Source organism: Octadecabacter sp. R77987, assembly GCF_042466115.1.
GTDB lineage: Bacteria > Pseudomonadota > Alphaproteobacteria > Rhodobacterales > Rhodobacteraceae > SW4.
On the sequence record NZ_JAXHBQ010000001.1, the window covers coordinates 2,824,327 to 2,847,247 of the forward strand.

The 22,921-nt window shown below is 58.7% G+C and carries 19 protein-coding genes; 15 read left to right on the forward strand and 4 right to left on the reverse strand.

What is annotated here, in order from left to right:
* The first annotated feature begins 57 nt into the window (after window positions 1-57).
* The 14 genes from SJY21_RS14335 (at window position 58) to SJY21_RS14400 (ending at window position 15,451) form a co-directional block, all read left to right on the forward strand.
* The gene (locus SJY21_RS14335) at window positions 58-3,789 is read left to right on the forward strand and encodes a nitrate reductase subunit alpha (RefSeq protein WP_377512133.1); all 3,732 of its coding nucleotides are present in this window, start codon (window positions 58-60) and stop codon (window positions 3,787-3,789) included.
* Entirely contained in the window at window positions 3,786-5,309 is a 1,524-nt protein-coding gene (narH, locus tag SJY21_RS14340; RefSeq protein WP_377512136.1) for a nitrate reductase subunit beta, read from the forward strand. Before SJY21_RS14335 ends, narH begins: the two co-directional genes overlap by 4 nt.
* Window positions 5,309-6,013, forward strand: coding sequence for a nitrate reductase molybdenum cofactor assembly chaperone (gene narJ, locus SJY21_RS14345; RefSeq protein WP_377512139.1), 705 nt, complete (start codon window positions 5,309-5,311; stop codon window positions 6,011-6,013). The genes narH and narJ overlap by 1 nt, the downstream gene beginning before the upstream one ends.
* Window positions 6,014-6,025: 12 nt before the next feature.
* Entirely contained in the window at window positions 6,026-6,769 is a 744-nt protein-coding gene (narI, locus tag SJY21_RS14350; protein WP_377512142.1) for a respiratory nitrate reductase subunit gamma, read from the forward strand.
* A 5-nt stretch (window positions 6,770-6,774) separates the two neighbouring features.
* Window positions 6,775-7,587 carry a peptidylprolyl isomerase gene (locus SJY21_RS14355; RefSeq protein WP_377512145.1) on the forward strand — a complete coding sequence of 271 codons (813 nt, stop codon included), beginning with the start codon at window positions 6,775-6,777 and terminating at the stop codon, window positions 7,585-7,587.
* A 5-nt stretch (window positions 7,588-7,592) separates the two neighbouring features.
* Complete coding sequence (locus SJY21_RS14360) at window positions 7,593-8,144, forward strand: hemerythrin domain-containing protein (protein ID WP_377512148.1); 552 nt, start codon at window positions 7,593-7,595, stop codon at window positions 8,142-8,144.
* Window positions 8,138-8,770: a carbonic anhydrase gene (locus tag SJY21_RS14365; RefSeq protein ID WP_377512150.1), complete on the forward strand. Its 633-nt coding sequence runs from the start codon at window positions 8,138-8,140 to the stop codon at window positions 8,768-8,770. The genes SJY21_RS14360 and SJY21_RS14365 overlap by 7 nt, the downstream gene beginning before the upstream one ends.
* Entirely contained in the window at window positions 8,767-9,285 is a 519-nt protein-coding gene (locus SJY21_RS14370; RefSeq protein ID WP_377512152.1) for a DUF2478 domain-containing protein, read from the forward strand. The genes SJY21_RS14365 and SJY21_RS14370 overlap by 4 nt, the downstream gene beginning before the upstream one ends.
* A gap of 145 nt (window positions 9,286-9,430) precedes the next feature.
* Window positions 9,431-10,633 carry an aromatic ring-hydroxylating dioxygenase subunit alpha gene (locus tag SJY21_RS14375; RefSeq protein ID WP_377512155.1) on the forward strand — a complete coding sequence of 401 codons (1,203 nt, stop codon included), beginning with the start codon at window positions 9,431-9,433 and terminating at the stop codon, window positions 10,631-10,633.
* Between the two features lies 1 nt (window position 10,634).
* Window positions 10,635-11,504, forward strand: coding sequence for an ABC transporter permease (locus SJY21_RS14380; RefSeq protein ID WP_377512157.1), 870 nt, complete (start codon window positions 10,635-10,637; stop codon window positions 11,502-11,504).
* Window positions 11,501-12,325 carry an ABC transporter permease gene (locus tag SJY21_RS14385; RefSeq protein WP_377512160.1) on the forward strand — a complete coding sequence of 275 codons (825 nt, stop codon included), beginning with the start codon at window positions 11,501-11,503 and terminating at the stop codon, window positions 12,323-12,325. Before SJY21_RS14380 ends, SJY21_RS14385 begins: the two co-directional genes overlap by 4 nt.
* Window positions 12,326-12,327: 2 nt before the next feature.
* On the forward strand, window positions 12,328-13,425 hold the full coding sequence (locus tag SJY21_RS14390; protein ID WP_377512163.1) for an ABC transporter ATP-binding protein: 1,098 nt from the start codon (window positions 12,328-12,330) through the stop codon (window positions 13,423-13,425).
* A 16-nt stretch (window positions 13,426-13,441) separates the two neighbouring features.
* Complete coding sequence (locus SJY21_RS14395) at window positions 13,442-14,659, forward strand: aromatic ring-hydroxylating dioxygenase subunit alpha (RefSeq protein ID WP_377512166.1); 1,218 nt, start codon at window positions 13,442-13,444, stop codon at window positions 14,657-14,659.
* Between the two features lie 9 nt (window positions 14,660-14,668).
* Window positions 14,669-15,451: a methyltransferase domain-containing protein gene (locus SJY21_RS14400; RefSeq protein WP_377512169.1), complete on the forward strand. Its 783-nt coding sequence runs from the start codon at window positions 14,669-14,671 to the stop codon at window positions 15,449-15,451.
* 54 nt (window positions 15,452-15,505) lie between these two features.
* On the opposite strand, the gene SJY21_RS14405 is transcribed toward SJY21_RS14400, so the two are convergent.
* The gene (locus tag SJY21_RS14405; protein WP_377512171.1) at window positions 15,506-16,570 is read right to left on the reverse strand and encodes an extracellular solute-binding protein; all 1,065 of its coding nucleotides are present in this window, start codon (window positions 16,568-16,570) and stop codon (window positions 15,506-15,508) included.
* 148 nt (window positions 16,571-16,718) lie between these two features.
* Here SJY21_RS14405 and SJY21_RS14410 point away from each other — a divergent pair, with 148 nt between their 5' ends.
* Window positions 16,719-18,755, forward strand: coding sequence for an FAD-dependent oxidoreductase (locus SJY21_RS14410; protein ID WP_377512174.1), 2,037 nt, complete (start codon window positions 16,719-16,721; stop codon window positions 18,753-18,755).
* On the opposite strand, the gene SJY21_RS14415 is transcribed toward SJY21_RS14410, so the two are convergent.
* The 3 genes from SJY21_RS14415 to SJY21_RS14425 are packed head-to-tail and all read right to left on the reverse strand — an operon-like array spanning window position 18,752 to window position 22,915.
* Window positions 18,752-20,146, reverse strand: a complete 1,395-nt coding sequence (locus SJY21_RS14415) for an aminotransferase (protein WP_377512177.1) — start codon at window positions 20,144-20,146, stop codon at window positions 18,752-18,754. The genes SJY21_RS14410 and SJY21_RS14415 overlap by 4 nt on opposite strands.
* Before the next feature lie 13 nt (window positions 20,147-20,159).
* Window positions 20,160-21,359: an aminomethyltransferase family protein gene (locus tag SJY21_RS14420; protein WP_377512180.1), complete on the reverse strand. Its 1,200-nt coding sequence runs from the start codon at window positions 21,357-21,359 to the stop codon at window positions 20,160-20,162.
* Complete coding sequence (locus SJY21_RS14425; RefSeq protein ID WP_377512183.1) at window positions 21,359-22,915, reverse strand: phytoene desaturase family protein; 1,557 nt, start codon at window positions 22,913-22,915, stop codon at window positions 21,359-21,361. The genes SJY21_RS14420 and SJY21_RS14425 overlap by 1 nt, the downstream gene beginning before the upstream one ends.
* Between the last annotated feature and the right edge of the window lie 6 nt (window positions 22,916-22,921).

The following is a 22,921-nucleotide window of genomic DNA, read 5'->3' on the forward strand; positions in this document are numbered from 1 at the left end:
TGTCTGCCTGCCCCGGCATCAGGTCGGGGCAGGTCCACCCCCACAGGAGACTGCAAAATGAGCCACCTGCTCGACAGATTGAACTTCCTCCAGTCAAGCACGCTGGAAACATTTTCAGATGGGCACGGCAAAGTGACCCGCGAAGGCCGCGATTGGGAAGACACCTATCGCAACCGCTGGCGCCACGACAAAGTCGTCCGCTCGACCCATGGTGTGAACTGCACCGGGTCTTGTAGCTGGAAGATTTACGTCAAGTCCGGCATCGTTACCTGGGAAACCCAGCAAACGGATTATCCGCGCACGCGGCCCGATCTGCCCAACCACGAACCACGCGGCTGTGCCCGTGGCGCGTCATACAGCTGGTATCTTTATTCTGCCAACCGCGTCAAAAACCCGCTGGTGCGGGGCCGGTTGATGAAGGTCTGGCGCAAGATGCGCGAAACCATGGACCCGATCGAGGCCTGGACGAAACTGCAGGCCGATCCGGTTCTGCGTGCATCCTATGTTGAAACCCGCGGCAAGGGCGGCTTTGTGCGCGCCACGTGGGACGAAGCCACCGAAATCACCGCCGCCGCCAACGCCTATACGGCGAAAACATACGGCCCCGACCGCGTGTTCGGCTTTTCGCCGATCCCCGCGATGTCGATGGTCAGCTACGCCGCCGGTTCGCGCTATCTGTCGCTGATGGGCGGCGTGTGCATGTCGTTCTACGACTGGTATTGCGATCTGCCGCCTGCGTCACCGATGACATGGGGCGAACAGACCGATGTGCCGGAAAGTGCGGACTGGTATAACGCCGGTTACCTGCTGCTGTGGGGCTCGAACGTGCCGCAGACCCGCACGCCGGATGCGCATTTCTATACCGAAGCACGCTACAAAGGCACCAAATCCGCCGTCATCTGCCCCGATTACTCCGAGGCCGCGAAGTTTGGCGATGTCTGGTTGAATGCCAAGCAAGGCACGGACGCCGCACTGGCGATGGCCTTTGGCCACGTGATCTTGCGGGACTTCCATCTTGATCGCCAGACGCCGTATTTCGAGGACTACGTGCGCAAGTATTCCGACTTCCCGATGCTGGTCCAGCTTGAGGAAAAGGATGGCCGCATGGTGGCGGGCCGGTTCCTGCGCGCCGACGATCTGGCTGGGAAACTTGGCGAAAAGAACAACCCCGAATGGAAAACCGTGGCTTATGACGAAAAGTCGGACAGTCTGGTGTCGCCCAACGGGTCGGTTGGCTATCGTTGGGGCGAAGACGGTGAATGGAACCTTGAAGAAAAGGCCAACGCCGCCGAAACCAAACTCAAGCTCAGCCTGGTCCTGGAAGAAGATCACGACGATGTCGTCGGCGTTGATTTCCCCTACTTTGGCGGTGAAACCTTTGGCCAGTTTGAAACGGACGCCGATCACCCCGATGTGCTGACGCGCAACATTCCGGTCAAGATGATCAAGGGGCCAAAGGGCAAGAAGATCGCCGTGGCCACTGTGTTCGACCTGTTCTGCGCCAACTACGGCCTTGATCGCGGCTTGGGCGGTGATTGGGTCACATCCGATTTCGCCGACGACATGCCCGGCACACCCGCATGGGCGGAAAAGATCACCGGCGTGCCCGCCGACAAGATCATCCATGTCGCGCGCGAATTTGCCGACAACGCCGAAAAGACCAACGGCAAGTCGATGGTCATCATCGGTGCGGCGATGAACCACTGGTATCACATGGATATGAACTATCGCGGCGTGATCAACATGCTGGTCATGTGTGGCTGCGTGGGGCAATCGGGCGGCGGCTGGGCGCACTATGTGGGCCAGGAAAAACTGCGCCCGCAAACCGGCTGGCAACCGCTGGCCTTTGCGCTGGACTGGAACCGCCCGCCACGGCACATGAACTCCACCTCGGCGTGGTATGCGCACACCGATCAGTGGCGGTATGAAACCCTTGAATCCAAGGAAATCCTGTCACCCACAGCCCCCGCAGGGGACTGGGACATCAACCTGATTGATTACAACATCCGTGCCGAACGCATGGGCTGGCTGCCTTCGGCGCCGCAGTTGAAAACCAATCCGCTTGAGGTTGCCAAATCAGCCAAAGCCGCAGGCAAGGAGATCCCAGCCTATGTGGCCGAGCACCTGAAATCGGGCGATCTGGAAATGTCCTGCGAAGACCCGGATGCGCCCGAAAACTGGCCCCGCAACCTGTTTGTGTGGCGCTCCAACCTGTTGGGATCATCAGGCAAGGGCCATGAATACTTCCTCAAGCACCTGCTGGGCACCGATCACGGCGTGATGGGCAAGGACTTGGGCGAAGATGGCGGGCAACTTCCCAAGGAAGCGAAATGGCACGACGAAGCGCCGCGCGGCAAACTGGACCTGCTGGTCACGATCGACTTCCGCATGTCCACCACCTGCGTCTATTCCGACATCGTTCTGCCAACGGCCAGCTGGTATGAAAAGGACGATATGAACACGTCCGATATGCACCCGTTCATTCACCCGCTTCAGGCGGCGGTGGACCCCGCATATGAATCCAAATCGGACTGGGAAATCTTCAAGGCGATTGCCAAGAAGTTTCAGGAATTCACCCCCGGTTATCTGGGCGTGGAAACGGATATCGTCCAACTGCCGATCCTGCACGATACCCCTGCGGAAATTGCGCAGGATCAGGTGCTGGACTGGAAGAAAGGCGAATGCGATCTGATCCCCGGCAAGACCGCGCCCGCCTATGTGGCGGTCGAACGGGATTACACGGCGATCTATGACCGCTTTACCGCGCTTGGGCCATTGATGGACAAGCTGGGCAATGGCGGCAAAGGCATCGGCTGGAATACCCAGACCGAAATCGACAACCTGTCGGACCTGAACGGCGTGCAACTGGACGGTTCTGCCGCCGGACGCCCCAAGATCGACACGGCGATTGACGCCTGCGAAGTCATCCTGATGCTGGCGCCGGAAACCAACGGTGAAGTGGCCGTCAAGGCATGGGAAGCCCTTGAAAAGGCGACAGGGCGCGAACATGCGCACTTGGCCGAAGGGGAACACCACAACAAGATACGGTTCCATGATATCGCGGCACAACCTCGCAAGATCATCTCCTCGCCGACATGGTCGGGGATCGAAAGCGAAAAGGTCAGCTATAACGCCGGCTATACCAACGTTCACGAACTGATCCCGTGGCGCACCCTGACGGGCCGCCAGCAGCTTTATCAGGATCACCTGTGGATGCGGGCATTCGGTGAAGGCTTTATGTCCTATCGCCCTCCTGTTGATCTGAAAACGATCACGGCGGACGTGCTGGATGCGGGCGACACTTTGGTGCTGAACTTTATCACGCCCCACCAGAAATGGGGGATCCACTCGACCTATACCGACAACCTGTTGATGCTGACGCTGAACAGGGGCGGGCCGGTGGTCTGGATTTCCGAAGTCGATGCCAAATCGGCGGGGATCGTCGATAACGACTGGATCGAGGTCTATAACATCAACGGGGCGCTGACGGCGCGTGCCGTGGTGTCCCAGCGGATCAAGGAAGGTACGACCTTCATGTATCACGCACAGGAAAAGATCGTGAATACGCCCGGCTCCGAAAAGACCGGTAATCGCGGCGGTATCCACAATTCGGTCACCCGCGCCACGCTGAAGCCAACCCATATGATCGGCGGCTATGCCCACCAGTCCTACGGCTTCAACTACTACGGCACGGTCGGGTCCAACCGCGACGAATTTGTCGTGATCCGCAAAATGAAAAAGGTCGACTGGCTCGACGATGAAGCAACTCCTGTGGAGGCAGCCCAATGAGAATTCGCGCACAAATCGGCATGGTGCTGAACCTTGATAAATGCATCGGGTGTCACACCTGCAGCGTTACCTGCAAAAACGTCTGGACCAGCCGTGACGGCGTTGAATACGCATGGTTCAACAACGTCGAAACCAAACCGGGCCTTGGCTATCCCACCGACTGGGAAAATCAGGCGCGCTGGAATGGCGGCTGGGAACGCTCCAAGGCGGGCAAACTGCGCCCCAAACAGGGTGGCAAATGGCGGATTTTGGCCAATATCTTTGCCAACCCCGATCTGCCGGAAATCGACGACTATTATGAACCGTTCGATTTCGACTATGACCACCTGAAAAGCGCGCCCGAAGGCAAAGCATTCCCCACGGCGCGCCCCCGTTCCAAGATCACCGGCGAGCGGATGCAGAAGATCGAAAAGGGGCCCAACTGGGAAGAAATCCTTGGCGGCGAATTTGAAAAGCGGTCAGAGGATTACAACTTCGAGGGCATCCAGAAACAGATGTATGGCGAATACGAGAATACATTCATGATGTATTTGCCGCGTCTGTGCGAACACTGCCTGAACCCCGCCTGTGCCGCGTCCTGCCCGTCAGGTGCGATCTACAAGCGCGAGGAAGACGGTATCGTGCTGATTGATCAGGAAAAATGCCGCGGCTGGCGCATGTGTGTGTCGGGCTGTCCCTACAAGAAAATCTACTACAACTGGGAAAGCGGCAAATCGGAAAAATGCACCCTGTGCTACCCACGCATTGAATCGGGCAACCCCACGGTCTGTTCGGAAACCTGCGTGGGCCGCATCCGCTATCTGGGTGTGATGCTTTATGACGCCGACAAGATCGAAGAGGCGGCCAATGTGTCCGACGAGCAGGATCTTTATGACGCGCAACTGGGTGTCTTCCTTGACCCAAGCGACCCCGAGGTGATCAAAGCCGCCCGCGCGGATGGTATCCCCGAGGACTGGATCAAATCGGCGCAGGAAAGCCCGATCTGGAAGATGGCGATGGACTGGAAAGTGGCCTTCCCGCTGCACCCCGAATATCGCACCTTGCCGATGGTCTGGTATATCCCGCCGCTGTCACCAATCCAGAACGCCGCCGAAGCCGGCGCGATCAGTTCCAAGAACGGTATGCCAGACGTCAAGAACCTGCGCATTCCGGTCAAATACCTCGCCAATATGCTGACAGCGGGCGACGAAGCCCCCGTTGTCACGGCGCTGGAACGGATGCTGGCGATGCGTTCTTACATGCGCTCAAAGACCATCGAGGGTGTGAACGACGAAGGGATTGCCGATAGCGTTGGCCTGACCGGTCGCCAGATCGAGGACATGTATAAGATCATGGCCCTTGCCGACTACGAAGATCGCTTTGTGATCCCCACAACCCACCGCGAACAGGTCGAAGAAGCCTATGACCTTAAGGGTGGCTGCGGCTTTACCGATACCAACGGTTGCGGTGGCGGATCATCAAAGGGTTCGCTGTTTGGCGGCTCCAAGAAACCCCTGAAAATGCCGATGGAGGCGAAGTAATGGACCGCACATTCAAAGCGATCTCGCTGATCCTGAGTTACCCGACGATCGAATTGCAGCAGGCCATGCCGGAAATCGGGGGCGTTCTTGCCGCCGACACACGGCTGACGGCTGCGGCGCGTCGGGACCTGCGCCCGCTGGTGGAGGAGCTTGGCGGGCGCGACATCTACGAGCTGCAAGAACAGTATGTGATGCTGTTTGACCGCTCGCGCACATTGTCGCTGAACCTGTTTGAACACGTGCACGGCGAAAGCCGTGATCGTGGCGGCGCAATGGTGTCACTGGTGGAAACCTACCGCGATGGCGGGTTTGAACCGGTGACCTCCGAACTGCCGGATCACCTTCCGGTCCTGCTCGAATTCCTGGCCACGCGTTCCCAAACTGAGGGTCAGGAAACGCTGGCGGACGCGGCCCATATATTCGAGGCTTTGACGGTGCGTCTTGCGCGTCGTGAAAGCCCGTATGGTGCCGTGTTCGCCGCACTTTCACAGCTTGCCGCCGTGCAGGCCGACACCGAGGCCGTGGCCGAAATGCTGGCCCAGCCCGAGGTTGATCCAACCGACCTTGAGGCGCTCGACGAGGTCTGGGAGGAAAGCGAAGTGCTGTTCGGTCCCGACCCGAACGCAGGCTGCCCGCAGGTGCGCGACATGCTTGCGAATATGGACACCCCCATCAATCCCGACCCGCGCGTTGCGGCCGAATAGGAGGCACCCAGAATGTTTGGTAATCTCGATATCAATTTCATCATCTTTGGCATCATGCCCTATGCGGCCCTGACGATTCTGGTCGTGGGCTCCATCGCCCGTTACGATCGTGATCAATACACGTGGAAATCCTCTTCCAGTCAGTTGCTGCGCCGCAAGCAATTGATCTGGGGGTCGATCCTGTTTCACGTCGGGATCATCACGATCTTCTTTGGTCACCTTGTCGGGTTGTTCACACCGGTCTGGGTGCTGGACGCCTTGGGCGTGCCTTATGCGCTCAAGCAGTGGATGGCCGTTATCATCGGTGGCCCTGCCGGTGTCGCTGCGCTGATCGGGGGCACGATGTTGCTGCATCGCCGCCTGACCGATGCGCGTATCCGCGCCCATTCAAGCTGGTCGGACATCATCGTCATGGTGCTGATCTGGCTGCAACTGCTGATTGGCCTGCTGACCATCACCCAGACCCTGCAACACATGGACGGATCGGAAATGGTGCGCTTCATGAGCTGGTCGCAAAGCATCGTGACATGGAACATCAACGCATGGGTCACGGTTGTTGACGTGCACTGGCTTTACAAGTTGCATATCTTCCTTGGTCTGCTGATCACGGCCTACTTCCCGTTCACGCGCCTTGTGCACATGATTTCGGGCTTTGCCGCACCGTTCCGGTTCCTGCTGCGTCCGGGTTATCAGATCGTGCGCTCGCGCCGTCAGAAACCACTTGCTGACCGCAAGTCCACGACACCGGCGGAGTAGGGGATATGAACGCAGCACTTTTCCCCGATCTGGTCGTCAATGGCGAAGCGGTGCCACATGCCGTTGTCGCCGCCGAGACACAAAATCAGGACGCGCCTGCGGGCAAACCCGGCATCGCGTGGCGCAAGGCCGCCAATGCGGTGGCGATCCGCACGCTTCTTTTGCAAGAAGCCAAGGCCCGCGATCTGGATGCGACACCCGAAGAAGTCGCACCGGGCCGCTTTGAAACCGACGAGGAGGCCCTGATCAGGGGCCTTCTTGACGCCGCCGTTGATGTGGCAACCCCGTCCGAGGCCGCGATCAAGGCCGAGTGGGACAAAGACCCGTCGCGCTTTCGCTCGCATCCCCTGTGGGAGGTGTCACATATCCTGTGTGCATGCGATCCGCGTGATCAGGACGCAACCGCCAAGGCATTGACCCGCGCAAACGGCCTGCTGAAGATCGTGCAGGGCGCGGATGCCAAGGGCTTTGCCGCCTTGGCTGCGCGCGAAAGCGATTGCGGCTCGAAATCGTCCGGCGGTGCGCTGGGCCAGCTTGGGCCGGGCGACACCGTGCCCGAATTCGAGGCTGCACTGCGCGATCTGGCCGAGGGCGCGATGACACAAGCGCCAGTGCTGACGCGCCACGGCTATCACCTCATCCGCATGGATGCGGTCGCAAAAGGCCAAGTGCTGCCCTTTGCTGCCGTGCGCGACAAGATCGCGGCGGCGCTGGAAAAGGCCGCATGGGTGCGCCAGTCGCGCGCCTTTATCGCAACCTTGGTCGCCACGGCAGACATCAAAGGGGCCGAATTGGGGACGGTCATACCACAAGGATAAAACCTATGGGCCGCAGAGACATCCGTCTGTTAGCGCACGCGAAAATGGCACTGCCGGAACTGCCCGGCTTTGCCAATCCGCTTGATTTCATCGCCGAAGACCATCTGGCCGAACGCGAAATCTGTGCGCTGATTGACAGTGTGGCGGCCAGCGATGTCCCGGACGCGCAAACCTGTGAACGCATCATCACCTTTTTGAAATACCAACTTCCGGCGCATCTTGAGGATGAAGAACGCGATCTTTTCCCCATGCTGCGCCGCAGGTGCGATGCCGAAGATGAAATCGACAAGGCGCTCGACAAGCTGGAAAACGATCACGAACATGCCGCTGATGACACGCCCGCCGTGATCGCGCTTTTGGCGGGGCAGGCGATAGACGCGGCGGGGCGCACACGCCTGACCGACTATGCCCGCAACGCACGCCGCCACCTGATTTTTGAAAATGCGATCATCCTGCCGCTGGCACGGCTACGCCTGCGCACATCCGATCTGAACCGGATGCGGGCAAATATGCTGAAACGGCGTGGTCTTGACCGCCTGTTGGGGGCGCCATGCTGAACGACCTTTTGAAACGCAATGTGCAGTGGTCGCAAGATCGCGCAGCACAGGAACCGGACTATTTTTCCCGTCTCGCGACCCAGCAATCGCCAGAATTTTTCTGGATCGGCTGTTCGGACAGCCGCGTGCCTGCCAATGTCGTTGCCGGCCTTGATCCGGGCGAGGTGTTCGTGCACCGCAATGTGGCCAATGTGATCCACTCGACCGATCTGAACATGCTGTCCGCGCTTGAATTTGCGGTCGAGGCACTGGGCATCCGCGAGGTGATCGTCTGTGGCCATTATGGCTGCGGCGGCGTCAAGGCCGCGAGCGAGGATTTCGCCAACGGTCTTGCCGATCACTGGCTGGAACCGATCCGCCGCCTTGCGCGCGCATACGCCGTCGATCTGTCCCAGGCCAAAGATTCCGAAGCGCGACGCGACCGCCTGTGCGAACTCAATGTGATCGAAGGCGTGCGCCGCGTGGCTGAAACGCCAATCCTGCAACGGGCGTGGCAGAACAACCGCGCGGTGCGCATTCACGGGCTGATTTATGGGCTGAAGGACGGGAGGTTGCGCGATCTGGATTGTACGGTCGGGCCGGGTCATTTTCAAAACGACACACTTGGCGATAGGAACACAGGATGAAAATTGCTTATACGATGGCCGCCGGGCGCGGGGATACCGACATGTTGCTGTCCCGCGTGGCGGGCGTGCTGGCAGACCGTGGCTATGCAACCCTTGGCACTGTGCAGATCAATACGGAACGCGGGTTGGGTCCGTGCGATATGGATATCTGGGTTCTGCCCGACGGCCCGACCCTGCGGATTTCCCAAGACCTTGGGCAGGCATCAAGCGGTTGCCGGCTTGACCCGTCCGCCCTTGAAACAGCCGTTGGCCTGACCGCTTCGCGGTTGCGTGCAGGGGCCGACATTCTGATCATCAACAAGTTTGGCAAACACGAAGCGGAAGGGCGCGGGTTCCGCGATTTGATCGCTGACGCCGTTGAACTGGATATTCCTGTGCTTGTTGGGGTCAATGCGTTGAACCTTGACGCGTTCATGGAATTTGTCGGCCATGGGGCAAAACAGCTTCACCCGTCCGAGCGCGCAATTCAGGAATGGGTCTGGGACGTTTGCGCAGCCCACCAAGGTGCAGCCTAGGCGTCACTTGAATATCCGGACATCTGTTTTTTTGTGCATAAGGTCCGGGCGCGCCAAAAAGCGGCCTGTGTGCAAAATTTGTTTGAGTGCTCAAATATAAATTGCTAGCCTGCCCCATGTTCACGCGCGCAAGGGGAGCACCGAAATGACCGCAACACAAACCGGCCCGCCAAAGGGTTGGGACCGGACCGGCCTGCCGGCGTGGAGCTTTTTCAGCAAAGAAATGCTGGACCTGGAAAAAGACGTTCTTTTTCGCGGGCATTGGCAGGCAGTTTGCCACACCAATGATATTGCGAATGCGGGCGATTTCGTGACGCTTGATCTTGTTGGTGAAAGGGCTTTGGTGCTGCGCGGGCAAGACGGCGAAGTGCGGGCGTTTCACAATCTTTGCAGGCATCGCGGATCGCGTGTCGTTGCCGAAGATCGCGGCACGTGCAAATCGGCCATCATTTGTCCGTTTCACGGCTGGGCCTACAATCTGGATGGCACCCTGCGCGGCGCGGCGCAGCCTGCGTCACTGCCCGAACTTGATCTGGTCAAGATGGGCCTCAAACCGTTGGAAATGGATATCTGGCAGGGGTTTGTGTTTGTTCGCTTCAAACCCGGCCCCCAGCCCAAAGTATCCAAGATCATGGCGCGCTTTGCACCGGAACTGGCGCAATACGATCTGGCCGGCATGGTGCCCGATGGAAACGGATTCTGGACCACCGAGGTCGAGGCAAACTGGAAGTGCGTGCGCGATGTCGACAACGAGGGTTATCACGTTCCCATGGCCCATCCCGGTCTGGCCGATCTTTTTGGCGACAACTATTATGATGAGCCGTTCCGGGATGGGGCATCGCGTTCGTTTTCAAAGTTCCGCGAAAGCAACGGGCGGCTTTGGTCGGTGCGCAACTACCTGAAAATCATGGAGCCACCACAAGGTCTTGATGACGAACACAGGCAAGCCTGGCTTTACCTCGGGATGTTTCCCAACGTGGTTTTCGGGATCTATCCCGACAGCGTGATCTTTTATCAGGAGTTTCCCCTGGCGAACGGAAAGACGATCCAGCGCGGTGCCACCTATCGCTACAGGGACGAGGACCGCAGGATGCGTCTGGCACGCTATCTGAGCATGCGGATTGACCGGCTGACCAGCAAGGAAGACGAACAGCTTATAGAATGGACGTGGGAGGCCGCGTTTTCTTCTGGATATGACGGCGTGATGTTGTCAGATTTGGAGTATGGCGTGAAAACCTATCATGATGCCTTGCGAAAGTTATTCCCTGTGCTGTCCGAAGATGAGCCACCAGCCGGAACCTTGGCCACGCGCAATGACGCGTTGTTGTCGCAACTTCAGGTAACCTGACATGGCGCGGGGCCTTAGCCGCGAAGACAAGCAGGGATTGACCCTGATCGGATTACCCTTTGGCTATGCGCTGGTGATGTTGGCCGCGCCATTGGCGATGGTCGTGACATTCAGTTTCTGGACCCAGAACTATCTGGACATTGACCGCACGTTGACGATCGCCAACTATCGCGAGGTTTTTGGCCAACCGATCTATCAGACCCTTCTTTGGCGGTCGTTGCGCATCTCGCTGATCGTTACGATCGTCACGGTGCTGCTTGCCTTTCCGATTGCCTACTACCTGTCGTTTCATGTCAAACGGAACAAGGCGCTGTGGCTTTTTCTGATCACAGTGCCGTTCTGGACAAGCTATCTGCTGCGGGTGTTCTTGTGGAAAGTGATCCTGGGTTACAACGGGGTCCTGAACACCGCCCTGCTGCAAACCGGTATCATCGATGAACCGCTGACGTTCATTTTGTATAATGCCAACGCTGTCGTGCTGACACTTGCCCATGCTTGGGCCCCGTTTGCGATCCTGCCCATTTTCGTTGCCCTGGAAAAGATTGACCGGTCCTTGCTCGAGGCCGCCGAGGATCTGGGCGATGGTCCGTTACGGCGCTTTTGGCGTGTGACGTTTCCCCTGGCCATTCCCGGTGTTGTTGCGGCAACCCTGATCGTATTGATCCCGACTGTTGGTGACTTCATCACCCCGAAACTGGTGGGTGGCACGGACGGGTTGATGGTTGCCAACATGATCCAGATTCAGTTTGGCAAGGCCAACAATGCCCCGCTTGGTGCCGCGCTGGCGGTGACGTCAATGGTTGTCGTTGCCGTCATCAGCATCGGAATATATCTGGCCGGCCGTAAAATCGGCGGGAAGGTGTCGCGATGAAACGTGGCATGACCCCGAAATGGCTAGCGATCTATGCGGTGGCCTATATGGTGTTCCTTTATGCGCCGGTGATCTTGCTGCCGTTGTTTGCATTCAATGACGCCACGGTCATCGCCTTTCCGTTAAGCGGTTTCACGACCAAATGGTTTGGCGTGCTTTGGTCCACGGATGCCTTGCATAGTGCTGTGCGCAATTCCGCGGTCGTTGCGGTGCTGACGGCCGTGATTGCCACGTTTTTGGGCGCGTGTGCGGCGCGCGCAACATCGCGCTACAGGTTTCCCGCGCAAAAAGGGATTACCGGCTTTATCATGCTGCCGCTGGTCTTGCCCGAAATCATCGTTGCCGTTGCGCTGATCGTGATGCTGATGCAACTGGGTATGTCGCTGTCGCTTTGGACGGTTGTGGCAGGGCACGTTCTGATCTGCACGCCTTTCTCGATCGCGATCCTCAGCTCGGCATTTGCGGGTCTGGATCAAAGCCTTGAAGAAGCATCCTTTGATCTGGGAGAAAGCCGCTGGGGCACATTCCGGCGCGTGACTTTACCGCTGGTCATGCCCGGCGTGATTTCCAGCCTGCTGATCTGTTTCACGATTTCGCTGGATGAATTCATCATCGCATTCTTCCTGACGGGAACCGATGCAACCTTGCCAGTCTATATCTGGAGCCAGCTGCGGTTCCCGACCAAGCTCCCTTCGGTCATGGCGCTGGGCACGATCCTGCTTGTGGTGTCGATTGGCTTGCTGGTCCTCGCAGAATGGATCCGGCGCAGGGCAGCGCGGCGGCAGGGGCTGGACGCGACTTTATCGCAAGGGATAATCTAGGAATGTCAAAGACAACGTCGATCATCGACCTGCACGATGTGCGCAAGAGCTTTGGCGCGTTCGAAGCCCTGAAAGGGATCAACGCCACCATTCGCGAAGGCGAGTTCTTTTCGCTTTTGGGACCATCCGGGTGTGGCAAGACCACCCTTTTGCGTTTGATCGCCGGGTTTGAAACGCCAACGGCGGGCGACATCACGATTGACGGGAAATCAATGGACGGAATCGCGGCAAACGCGCGCCCGACAAACATGGTATTCCAAAGCTATGCCATTTTTCCGCATTTGAATGTGGCGGACAATGTCGGCTACGGCCTGAGGACAAAACGGATGCCAAAGGCTGACATCAAGCGTGAAGTGGACAAGGCGTTGGCCATGGTTGATCTGGCCGGATACGGGAACCGCGCCGCGCACGAGTTGTCGGGCGGGCAGCGCCAACGCGTCGCACTGGCCCGCGCTTTGGTGATGCGCCCCAAGGTTATCTTGCTGGATGAACCGCTTTCCGCGCTCGACAAGAAGCTGCGTGAACAGATGCAGTTTGAATTGCGCGAGCTGCAAAAAACGCTTGGAATCACCTTTATCCTCGTGACCCATGATCAGGAAGAAGCACTGATTATGTCCGACCGGATTGCAGTGATGTTCGAGGGCGAGATTGCGCAGCTGGCGACCCCCGAGGAACTGTATCGCAGGCCCGCCACGCAACGGGTTGCGTCGTTTATCGGGGTGATGAACTTTCTGGCAGCACGGCTCGTCACATCCAGCGATCAAGGCCTGACGCTTGAAATCGCGGCCTTGGGCCATGTTACGCTGCCGCATGCGGCCGTGCCAAACGGCATGAACCCCACACAGATCGCCAAAGTGGGCATTCGCCCCGAAATGCTGACGTTGCTGTTTGACCCAGCGGACAAAGCCGAAAACGAAGTGGGCGCCGTCGTTGCAAGCAGCGACTACTACGGGGACATGACCTATTACAGCGTGTTGCTGCCCCAACAGGACACCCCCGTCACCATATCAATGCGCAATACCGCAGGGCGTTCGATCGCGGCGCCGGGCAGTGCTGTGCGAGTCGGGTGGGGCGCTGAATCTGTCGTCTTGTTTGAATGAAGCGAAAGGGCATGTCGTGAAGGATCAGGAATCGCAGGTTGCGGACATAGGATCGCTTATCGCTGCCCAGAAAGCGGGCTATGCACTGGCGCAACCGTTCTACCTGTCCGATGCGATCTTTGCGCAGGATGTCGACAGGGTCTTTTATCAGGAATGGCAGTTAGCCGGACATGTCAGCGAAATCCCCGATGCGGGTGATTACATCCTTTTTGAAATGATGCGGGAAAGCGTGATTGTTGTGCGCGGAGATGACGGCAAAGTGCGCGCACTTGCCAATGTGTGTCGCCACCGCGGCTCGCGCGTCTGTATCGAACCGCGTGGTAATACCAAACGGTTCACCTGCCCGTATCATGCCTGGGCGTTCAACCTTGATGGCAGCCTGTTCAACGCTCGGATGCTGGGCCAAGACCATGACCGCAGCAAGCTGGGTCTGAAATCCGTTGCCGTCGAGGTGTTCCATGGCCTGATCTACGTATCCTTGTCGGACGCGCCCGCAAGCTTTGATCACTTGCGCGTGGACCTTGATCCTGTGCTTGCGCCCTTTGGCCTTGCCCGAACCAGGATCGCACATCGCGAAAGCTATCCGGTGCAAGCCAACTGGAAGCTTTTGGTGGAAAACTATAACGAATGCTATCACTGCACTGCCGCGCACCCCGAATTTGCGCGGTCTCATGCCACGCATATGGCGGCTGAACGTGTTGCGCCCTTGAACGAACAAATGCTGGCGCGTTCAAAGGCGGCGGGTGTTCCAACCGACTTTGTTGACTGCATCGGATCGCTGCGCCCCACCGGGTCGCCGGATTATGCTTACAATCGCTATTCGTTGTTTGATGGCTATTTCACGGGGAGCGAAGACGGCGCGCCACTGGCCCCTTTGCTGGGCGACATTACGGCCTACGACAGTGGTGCGTCGGATGTCTATGTTGGCATCCTCAACCCGATGCTGATCTATTGCGACCACGCCCTGATTTATCGGTTTGTGCCCGTGGACAAAGACACATCCATTCAGGAAATTATCTGGCTGGTGCACGAAGATGCCCAAGAGGGGCGCGACTATGATCTGACACGCCTGAAATGGCTGTGGGATGTGACGACCATCGCCGACAAGCAGATCATCGAGAAAAATCAGGCAGGCGTGAACTCCCGCTTTTATGAACCCGGCCCGTTCGTCGAGATGGAAGCCTACACGCAGCGTTTCATCGCGGCTTATCTGGCAACCTTGACCACCAACTAGGGGCAACACATGACCGATGCAGAAGATCTTTATGATCAGCACCACATTGCCTTTCTCGAAACCATTTGGGGCGAGGGGTATTTGTCGCCCGGCGGCCCCGCCGAGGTGTCGCGCGTTTTGGATGGTCTGAATCTGCGCGGCAAGCGCGTGCTTGATATCGGCTGTGGATCGGGGGCGATTACCCTGTCACTTGCGGTGGATCATGGCGCGGCACAGGTTGTCGGAGTCGATGTCGAAAGTCCGGTGTGTGCGGCCGCACGGGAACGGATCAATGCGGCCGGGGCCACGGACCGCGTGACCATTCAACAGGTTGCGCCGGGCCCCTTTGCCTTTGATGATCAGACGTTTGATGTGGTTTTTTCCAAGGATTCCATCATTCACATTCCCGACAAGGATTTTCTGGCGCACGAAGTGTTTCGGGTGCTGCGCCCGAACGGTTGGTTTGCCGCCTCGGACTGGCTGATCAGCCATGACGGCGCGCCCAGTCCTGAAATGGCCGCCTATATCAAACTTGAAGCACTTGAATTCGCCATGGCCTCGCCCGCGCGGTATCGGGCTGCGTTGACGGGCGCGGGCTTTGGGCAGGTCAGCTTGCGCAACCGGAACGACTGGTATGCGGACATTGGAAGCGCTGAACTGGCGTGGCTGACGGGGCCAAAGCGTGCCGAGCTAAGCAACACGTTCGGTCGCGATTTCATTGACCATAGTATTGCGACGTGGACGGCAATGGTGCGTGTGTTGAAATCGGGCGAGCATTGTCCGCATCATATCCGCGCGCAACGACCCGGCTGAACGCACTGCGCCCCGCTGATTTCAGCAGGGCGCAGGATTGTCTGATGGTGCGGTTTAGAAACCCGCTTTGATCAGCTCGAATTCCGCGATCATCCGTTCGCGCAGCGCTGGTGGAACGGGGGCTTGCCACAGCGTGTTGGCCCTGTGCGCATCCGTGCTGTCCAGTCCGACATAGGCAAGGTCTTCATTGCTCATCGCGGCCATCGCGACGGCGTTGCCGTGGCCGTAACCCCATGCATTGACAAGGTAATCCGCCGTGGCAGGTTCCAGCCATGCGTTGATGAAATCATAGAACTTGTCCTCTGACCCCGGCGCATCCGCCAGACGCGAATAACCGCACACCCAGCTGGACGATCCTTCGTCCATGTCGCGGGTCATGCCGATTGGATGGCCTTCATAGCTCATGGTCGAAAAGGTTTCGTTCCACGCCCAGGCAAACAGCACTTCACCACTTTGCATCAACTGCGCCAGTGACGCGCCGTCTGCCCAATATGCGCGGACATTGGGGTGCACCTGACGCAGAAACGCGGATGCCGCCTCGAATTGTTCGTCAGTGGCGGTGGTCCAGTCCTTGACGCCTGTGGCTAGAAACGCAAGCGCGTAGGCATCATCAACATTGTCCCCGATCGAAATGCGGCCCGCATACATCGGGTCGGCAAAGACCTGAAGCGTGCTAAGGTCATCCGCGGTCAGTTCGTCGGTATTGTAAACGACGGCCGTGTTGCCCCAATCGACAGGGACGAAGTAGTATTCGCCGTCCTTTTGAAAGGCTTCGATATCGCGGAACGATGCCTCAAGCTCGTCCCAGCGGGGAATGCGGCTGGTATCAAGTGGGGCCAAAAGCCCGGCCTCGATCCATTTGGGCACAGATTGCGAGCAGGGATGGGCGGCGTCGGCACGAAAGCCGGAGCGAAGTTTCTGAAAGGCTTCTTCCTCGTCGCCGAAAAACGCGAAGGTCGGGCCTTCGCCGTGTTGTTCGATGTAGGCGGTGAAAAATTCGGGGTCTTCGTAGCCCGCCCAGTCAAAAACCGTCAGCTCTGCGTCATCCGCCAAGGCAGCGACACCCGTTACCATCAAGGCTGTTGCGGCGATTGATGCCGTTCTGGCAAAGTAAGTCATCAGATATCTCCCCGTTCCTATTTTTGCTGGCCTCGTCCACCAGAATTAAGAACACGACCTGACGAAAGTTTAGCGGCAACCGGTGTTGACACAAGGTTTAATTGAGCGCTCAAATAAGTTTAAGAAATAGAAAGCAATACAAGCCCCGATGCGTGATCCCAGGCATGATATCTTGTTCGAGCCGCTGCGGATTGGCCCCGTCACAGCCAAAAACCGATTCTATCAGGTGCCCCATTGCACGGGTATGGGCTGGCGGCGTCCCAATGCGCTGGCGGCCATGCGCGGTGTCAAGGCCGAGGGTGGCTGGGGGGTCGTCAACACGGAATACTGTTCGGTGCATCCCACTTCCGACAACGCGGCATTTCCCAATGCCACGCTTTGGGATGATGACGATGTGCGCGCCAATGCGGCGATGGTCGATGCGGTTCACGCGCATGGGGCGCTTGCGGGTGTTGAACTGTGGCTGGCAGGCGGGATGGTCACAAACCTGTCCACACGTTTGCCTGCATTGGGGTTGCGCAACAGACCCCAAACCGACAACAACGAACTAAACCAGGGCCAATCGCGCAAGATCGACAAGTCCGACATTCGCGACATTCGCAAATGGCATCGCGATGCGGCCTTGCGGGCCGTGCAAGCAGGTTTTGATATCGTTTATGTCTATGCCACCCACGGCTATCTCTTGTCCGAATTTCTGGACGCCGACACAAACACCCGCACCGACGAATATGGCGGGAGTTTGGAAAACAGGGTGCGGCTGATCCGCGAACTGATCGAAGACACCCGCGAGGCCGTGGCCGGCCGTGCCGCTGTCGCCACGCGGTTTACCGTCGACCTGACCACACCGGAGTCTTACGATGCCTTCGGCTTGCTGGCCGATCTGCCTGACCTTTGGGATTTGACTGTCGGGAATTATGACATCGAAATGGGCCATTCGCGCTTTGTGAAAGAAGGGGCGCTGGTTGCGGACGTGGCGCGTGCCAAAACGATGACGTCCAAACCGGTGGTTGCCGTGGGGCGCTTTACATCGCCTGACACCATGGCGCAGGTGATCCGTTCGGGCGGGCAAGACATGATCGGCGCGGCGCGCCCCTCGATCGCTGATCCGTTCATGCCCAACAAGATCGACGCAGGCGCCAGTGATGACATCCGCGAATGTATCGGCTGTAACATCTGCTATGCGTCAGACAGCCAGCATGTCCCGACCCGCTGCACGCAAAACCCGACAATGGGCGAAGAATGGCGGTTGGGCTGGCACCCCGAACATATCCCCACCGACCCTGAACCTGCATCGGTGCTGGTTGTGGGTGCGGGCCCCGCGGGCTTGGAAGCGGCGCGCGTTCTTGGGCTGCGTGGCCACAGCGTGATGCTGGCCGAAGCCACCCGCGATCTGGGCGGGCGCGTCACCCGCGAAGCAAAACTGCCCGGCCTGTCCGAATGGGCGCGTGTGTGCGACTGGCGGGTCGGACAGATTGCCAAGCTGGATAACGTCACAGTGTATCGTGAAAGCCCGATGAACGCTTTGGATGTGCTGGACCTTGGCGTTGACCATGTGCTGGTCGCGACGGGTGCTCGGTGGACAACAGACGGGATCGGGCGTCACAGCGCCGTGGGTTTTGACGAAGCGGATCACGCCATGCTGCTCAGCGCGGAAACCGTTCTGAACGGTGATGAAACGCCAGCTGGTCACATCGTGATTTATGACGATGACCATTACTATCTGGGGCCGGTCATTGCGCTTGAACTTGTCAAACGCGGCAACCGCGTCACGCTTGTCACGCCACAGGGGCGCGCCTGCGCCTTCGGAGAATTGACGCAAGAGCAAGCCCAGACAATCGCCGCACTGCTGGAGGCCGGAGTCACCCTTCAAACGAACCAGGCAGTAAACGTTGTGCAGCAGGGGTTTGCGACTTTGACCTGCGTCTTTTCTGGTCAGGAAACGCAGCTTACATGCGATGCGGTCCTGCCCCTGACCCGGCGCATGCCGGTTACGGACCTTTACGAAACGTTACTGGCTCACCCCGATGCGCAGCGCCTTGGCTCCATCACGCGGATCGGTGACGCCGAAGCACCGTCAATCATCGCAGCGGCGGTTTATTCCGGCCACCGCGCGGCGATGGACCTTGGTAAGCCGGTTGATCTGGCCGCACGCTATGGCAAACGCGAACACCCGCGCGTGGGCTAACCTGCGCTGGCTGCGACATCGGCTGACACTTTTTCCAAGGCCTGTTCAAGAATATCGAACATTTCGTCAATCTGATCCTTGGTGATCACAAGCGGCGGCGAAAACACGGCCATATTGATCAGCGGGCGCACCATCAGGCCAAGCTCCTCGCAGGCTGCATCAATTTGCGCGCCCAATGTGCGCTCGGCCTCGAGGTTCTTCGCCTTGCCCTCGATGCAGCCCAGCAACCCCATGCCACGTGCATCGCCCACGATGGCAAAGCGGGCCAGCGCGGCAAGACGCGCCTGAAAATATGGTGAAACCTCACGCACGTGTTCCAGAAGGTTTTCGCGTTCGAATATCTCGATGTTCTTGAGGGCTGCCGCGCAAGACACCGGATGTGCGGAATAGGTATAGCCGTTGGTGAACGCGGATGCTTCGTCCAAACCGCTCATCTGCTCCATGACCCGATCGGAAATGATGCAGGCCCCCAGCGGCAGGTAGCCCGAAGTCAGCCCTTTGGCAGAGGTGATCATGTCGGGAACGATCCCGAACACCGCCTCGGACGAAAACCAGTGTCCCAGACGCCCGAAGCCGGTCACGACTTCGTCCGAAATGTAGAGGATGTCATGCGCACGGCAGATGTCCCATGTGCGTTTGTGATAGCCGTCCGGCGGAACAATGACACCGCCCGAACTCAGGATCGGTTCGGCGATGAATGCGCCAATCTTGTCGGCCCCAAGGGTGGCGATTGCCGCCTCAAGGTCGGCGACCTTTGCATCGCACCATTGCGCGACACTTGTCCCCTCGGGCCTGCGATAGGGGTTCACGTCTGGCAAGAAGTGCACCAGCCGCGTATCGAAATCAAAGTGGCTTTTGTCGCGTTCCTTGCCGGTGACCGAATGTGCCAGATAGGTCGAGCCGTGATAGCCCTTTTCGCGTGCAAGAATCATCTTCTTCTTGGGCAGTCCGCGCCGGTTGTTGAAATACTGCATGGTCCGCAGGGCCGTATCGACAGCCGTGGATCCGCCGGTTGTGAAAAAGACGTTGTTCAAATCGCCCGGTGCCATTTCGGCCAGTTTCTTGGCCAGGACAGCCGAAGGTTCGGTCGCATTGGTAAACGGCGAGGTATAGGAGAGCTTGATCACCTGATCGGCAATTGCATCGGCCATTTCGCGACGACCATAGCCGATCTGGCTGCACCACATGCCGCCCGGCCCGTCGATGTAGCGTTTGCCTTGCGCATCCCAGAAATAGATACCTTCGGCTGAATCGACGATCATGTTGTCATAGCCGCGCCAGTCATCCATCGCCGCCCAGGGGTGAATCTGGTGCTTTCGGTCCCACTTTGCCAACGTCTCGGTCGAGGGGGTGTTTGCCCGGTTATGCAGTGTTTGGCTTGCCTTGGTCATGTCTCGCTCCGGATTAATAGGGGCGCGGGGGCGTGGCCCGCGCACGCGCATTCGCGAAAAAAGGTGCGTCCTTGATCGTGACGGGAACCAGTCGTTTATCCCATTTGCCTTCTTCGTTGACGTAGATTTCGGCCCAGATGTCATCGACGACTTCGGACCCGTAAGGGGCTTTCAGTTCAGCGAGCGCAATGTTGCTTTTCATGGTCGGCGACCACACACCCGACGTCACAAAGCCGATTTCTTTCCTTTTCTTGTGGTATAGCAACGCGCCATTCGCGGGTTTGAATCCCGCGATGTCAATCTTGACCAGCGCATAGCGACCACCAAAGTCGCGTTGCCGCAAGAGGGCGCGGCGGCCATTGAAGTGCCCTTTGTCAAAATGCACCATCTTGGCGAAACCCAGTTCAATCGGTGTGCGGCCACGATGCAGGCGCATGACCGCGTGAACCGGTTGGAAATCAACACCTGCCGCGACAAATCCCGCCTCGATCCGGCACATGTTCAGCGCCTCGAACCCGATCGCGCGAAGACCCCAATGATCACCTGCGTCCCACAACCTGTCCCAAAGCGCGGCAGCTTTTGACCAGGGCACCCAAATCTCGTAGCCCAGATCGCCGGTAAACCCTGTGCGCGAAACCCAGATATCGGGCGCGACCTCGCGCCAATCAAACGGCTTCATCGTTTCGATGTTGGAAAAGCCTGCATCGTTCAGGACCGACCAGGATGTCGGACCTTGCAAGGACAGGGCGGCAATCGCATCGCTTTCATCAACAACCTGCGCGTCATAGCCCCAGGCCGCATCCAACAGCCATGTGAACATCGGTTCCTGACAGCACAGCCGGAAATCCGTATCGCTGAACCGGAACAGGGTGCCATCGTCGATCAGCATGCCTTCCTCGTCGCACCACATGACATAGCCGACGCGCCCATCGCCGATTTTCGCAACATCGCGCGTGACCAGCCGGTTCAACATGGCCAGCGCATCGGGTCCGCTGATGCGGTACTTGTGCATGGGCGATATATCGAACAGTGTCGCCTGATTGCGGATCGCGAAGTATTCAAATTCGACCGTGTCGAGAACAAGTGGCGAGATATATCCCGCCCAACCCGTCCATGATTTTGCACGGCTCAACGCGTTCATTCGCCCAAAGAACGGCGTTTCGATCAGCCCCATCTGGACATGTTTGGCTGCGGATGTCTTGCGCTTTGCCATTAACCCAATACCCCGTCCGAGATCACTTGCATGGCGGCGTTTCGGCCAGCCGCCCCCATTACATCACCGCCCGGATGCGCCGATGCCCCGCACAGATAAAGCCCACCCACACCAAAGGCATAGCGCGACAGAAGGTTTGCAGGGCGCACCGTCAGCAGTTGATCAAGCCCCATTTCGGCGTGGTGCCAATGCCCGCCCGGCGCACCGGTCATGTTTTCGATATCAACTGGCGTCAGCACCTGGTTGTGCGAAATCAGCCCGCCAATGCCCGGCGCATACCGGTCAAGCGTTGCGACAACGCGATCCAACAACTGCGCGCGGGCCTTTTTCGTCCACCCGCCTTCAAGCGCGTAGGGCACATAGCTGACCACCGCGGAAAGGACGTGTGTTCCGTCGGGTGCGACGTCTGGATCGGTCAGGCTGGGGATGACGGCCTCGATCAAGGGTGCGGGCGACATCGCACCGTATTTTGCGGGGTTGAACGCCCTCTCAACGTCCTGCGCCGAAGGTGCAATCAACAGGCGGCCCCCCGTCTGCCCTGCGTTCAGGCCGGTGAACACAGGTGCGGACCGCAAGACAAGGTTGACCTTGGCAGTTGTGCCCTTGTTGCGCAGGTTGCGCATCCGGCGGGCGGCTTCGACGTCGAAATTGGCGACACCGGCAATTTGCAGTGTTTGCATCGCACCCGCGCTGGAAAGAACTGCATTGGCATGCAGGGTGGTGCCATCAGACAGCAAAACGCCCTGCACCCGATCATGCGCGATCACGAGGCGTTCAATCTGCGCGCCTGTGCGAATGTCCACACCGCGGCTGCGCGCCGCGGTTTCAAAGGCCCGGGCCACGGCGCCCATCCCCCCCAACGGCAGGGCCACATCTGCGCCATTCCCCAGACGATACATCAGCGAAAAGACGGTGCCGGGTGAACGCGGACCGGCGTAGGCTCCGCGCACCGCATCTGCCGTCAAGGCACCGGCAAGCGGGCTGTCCGGTATCTCGTCAAGGACCAGATCAAAGGCATTGGACAGGATCACGCGCAAGAACTCGCGCATGTCCTTTTTCCCAAGACGCTTGAGACCCCAGCCAAGTTTTCCCAGTTTGGCCAGTTCGGCGAAAGTCGTTGCGTCCAGAATGCCACCCGACAGGGCAGGGGGCGGACCATCCGCGAGCTGACCCAACACAGCAGCGAATTTCCCAAGGCGCGCATAAAGCGCGGCAAAGGCCTGCGCATCTGGGTGCGCGCGGCCATCGGCGAAAACGGCTGTGCCGTCTTTGATCACCACATGATCGCCGTCCGGCGCAAGCGCCACGGTGGGCAACGCACGGGTCTTGAGGTCAAGACCCAGGTCTTTGGCAACCCGCGGGTTCAGGTTATACAAAAGATGCGCGATTTCAGGCACCTGTGCACCGCCAAGGTCGGCCGATTTCGACATGCCGCCAATCCGGCCGTCGCGTTCCAGAACACAGACGGACTTGCCTTTGGCGGCCAGCGTCGCCGCGGCGGTCAGGCCATTGTGGCCCGCCCCGATGACGATGGCATCATAGCGATGGTCTGACATGCGGCC

Coding starts and splice junctions, on each gene's coding strand:
- SJY21_RS14335 (WP_377512133.1), top strand. CDS start 58: ATGAGCCACCTGCTCGACAGATTGAACTTCCTCCAGTCAAGCACGCTG.
- narH (WP_377512136.1), top strand. CDS start 3,786: ATGAGAATTCGCGCACAAATCGGCATGGTGCTGAACCTTGATAAATGC.
- narJ (WP_377512139.1), top strand. CDS start 5,309: ATGGACCGCACATTCAAAGCGATCTCGCTGATCCTGAGTTACCCGACG.
- narI (WP_377512142.1), top strand. CDS start 6,026: ATGTTTGGTAATCTCGATATCAATTTCATCATCTTTGGCATCATGCCC.
- SJY21_RS14355 (WP_377512145.1), top strand. CDS start 6,775: ATGAACGCAGCACTTTTCCCCGATCTGGTCGTCAATGGCGAAGCGGTG.
- SJY21_RS14360 (WP_377512148.1), top strand. CDS start 7,593: ATGGGCCGCAGAGACATCCGTCTGTTAGCGCACGCGAAAATGGCACTG.
- SJY21_RS14365 (WP_377512150.1), top strand. CDS start 8,138: ATGCTGAACGACCTTTTGAAACGCAATGTGCAGTGGTCGCAAGATCGC.
- SJY21_RS14370 (WP_377512152.1), top strand. CDS start 8,767: ATGAAAATTGCTTATACGATGGCCGCCGGGCGCGGGGATACCGACATG.
- SJY21_RS14375 (WP_377512155.1), top strand. CDS start 9,431: ATGACCGCAACACAAACCGGCCCGCCAAAGGGTTGGGACCGGACCGGC.
- SJY21_RS14380 (WP_377512157.1), top strand. CDS start 10,635: ATGGCGCGGGGCCTTAGCCGCGAAGACAAGCAGGGATTGACCCTGATC.
- SJY21_RS14385 (WP_377512160.1), top strand. CDS start 11,501: ATGAAACGTGGCATGACCCCGAAATGGCTAGCGATCTATGCGGTGGCC.
- SJY21_RS14390 (WP_377512163.1), top strand. CDS start 12,328: ATGTCAAAGACAACGTCGATCATCGACCTGCACGATGTGCGCAAGAGC.
- SJY21_RS14400 (WP_377512169.1), top strand. CDS start 14,669: ATGACCGATGCAGAAGATCTTTATGATCAGCACCACATTGCCTTTCTC.
- SJY21_RS14405 (WP_377512171.1), bottom strand. CDS start 16,570: ATGACTTACTTTGCCAGAACGGCATCAATCGCCGCAACAGCCTTGATG.
- SJY21_RS14410 (WP_377512174.1), top strand. CDS start 16,719: ATGCGTGATCCCAGGCATGATATCTTGTTCGAGCCGCTGCGGATTGGC.
- SJY21_RS14415 (WP_377512177.1), bottom strand. CDS start 20,146: ATGACCAAGGCAAGCCAAACACTGCATAACCGGGCAAACACCCCCTCG.
- SJY21_RS14420 (WP_377512180.1), bottom strand. CDS start 21,359: ATGGCAAAGCGCAAGACATCCGCAGCCAAACATGTCCAGATGGGGCTG.
- SJY21_RS14425 (WP_377512183.1), bottom strand. CDS start 22,915: ATGTCAGACCATCGCTATGATGCCATCGTCATCGGGGCGGGCCACAAT.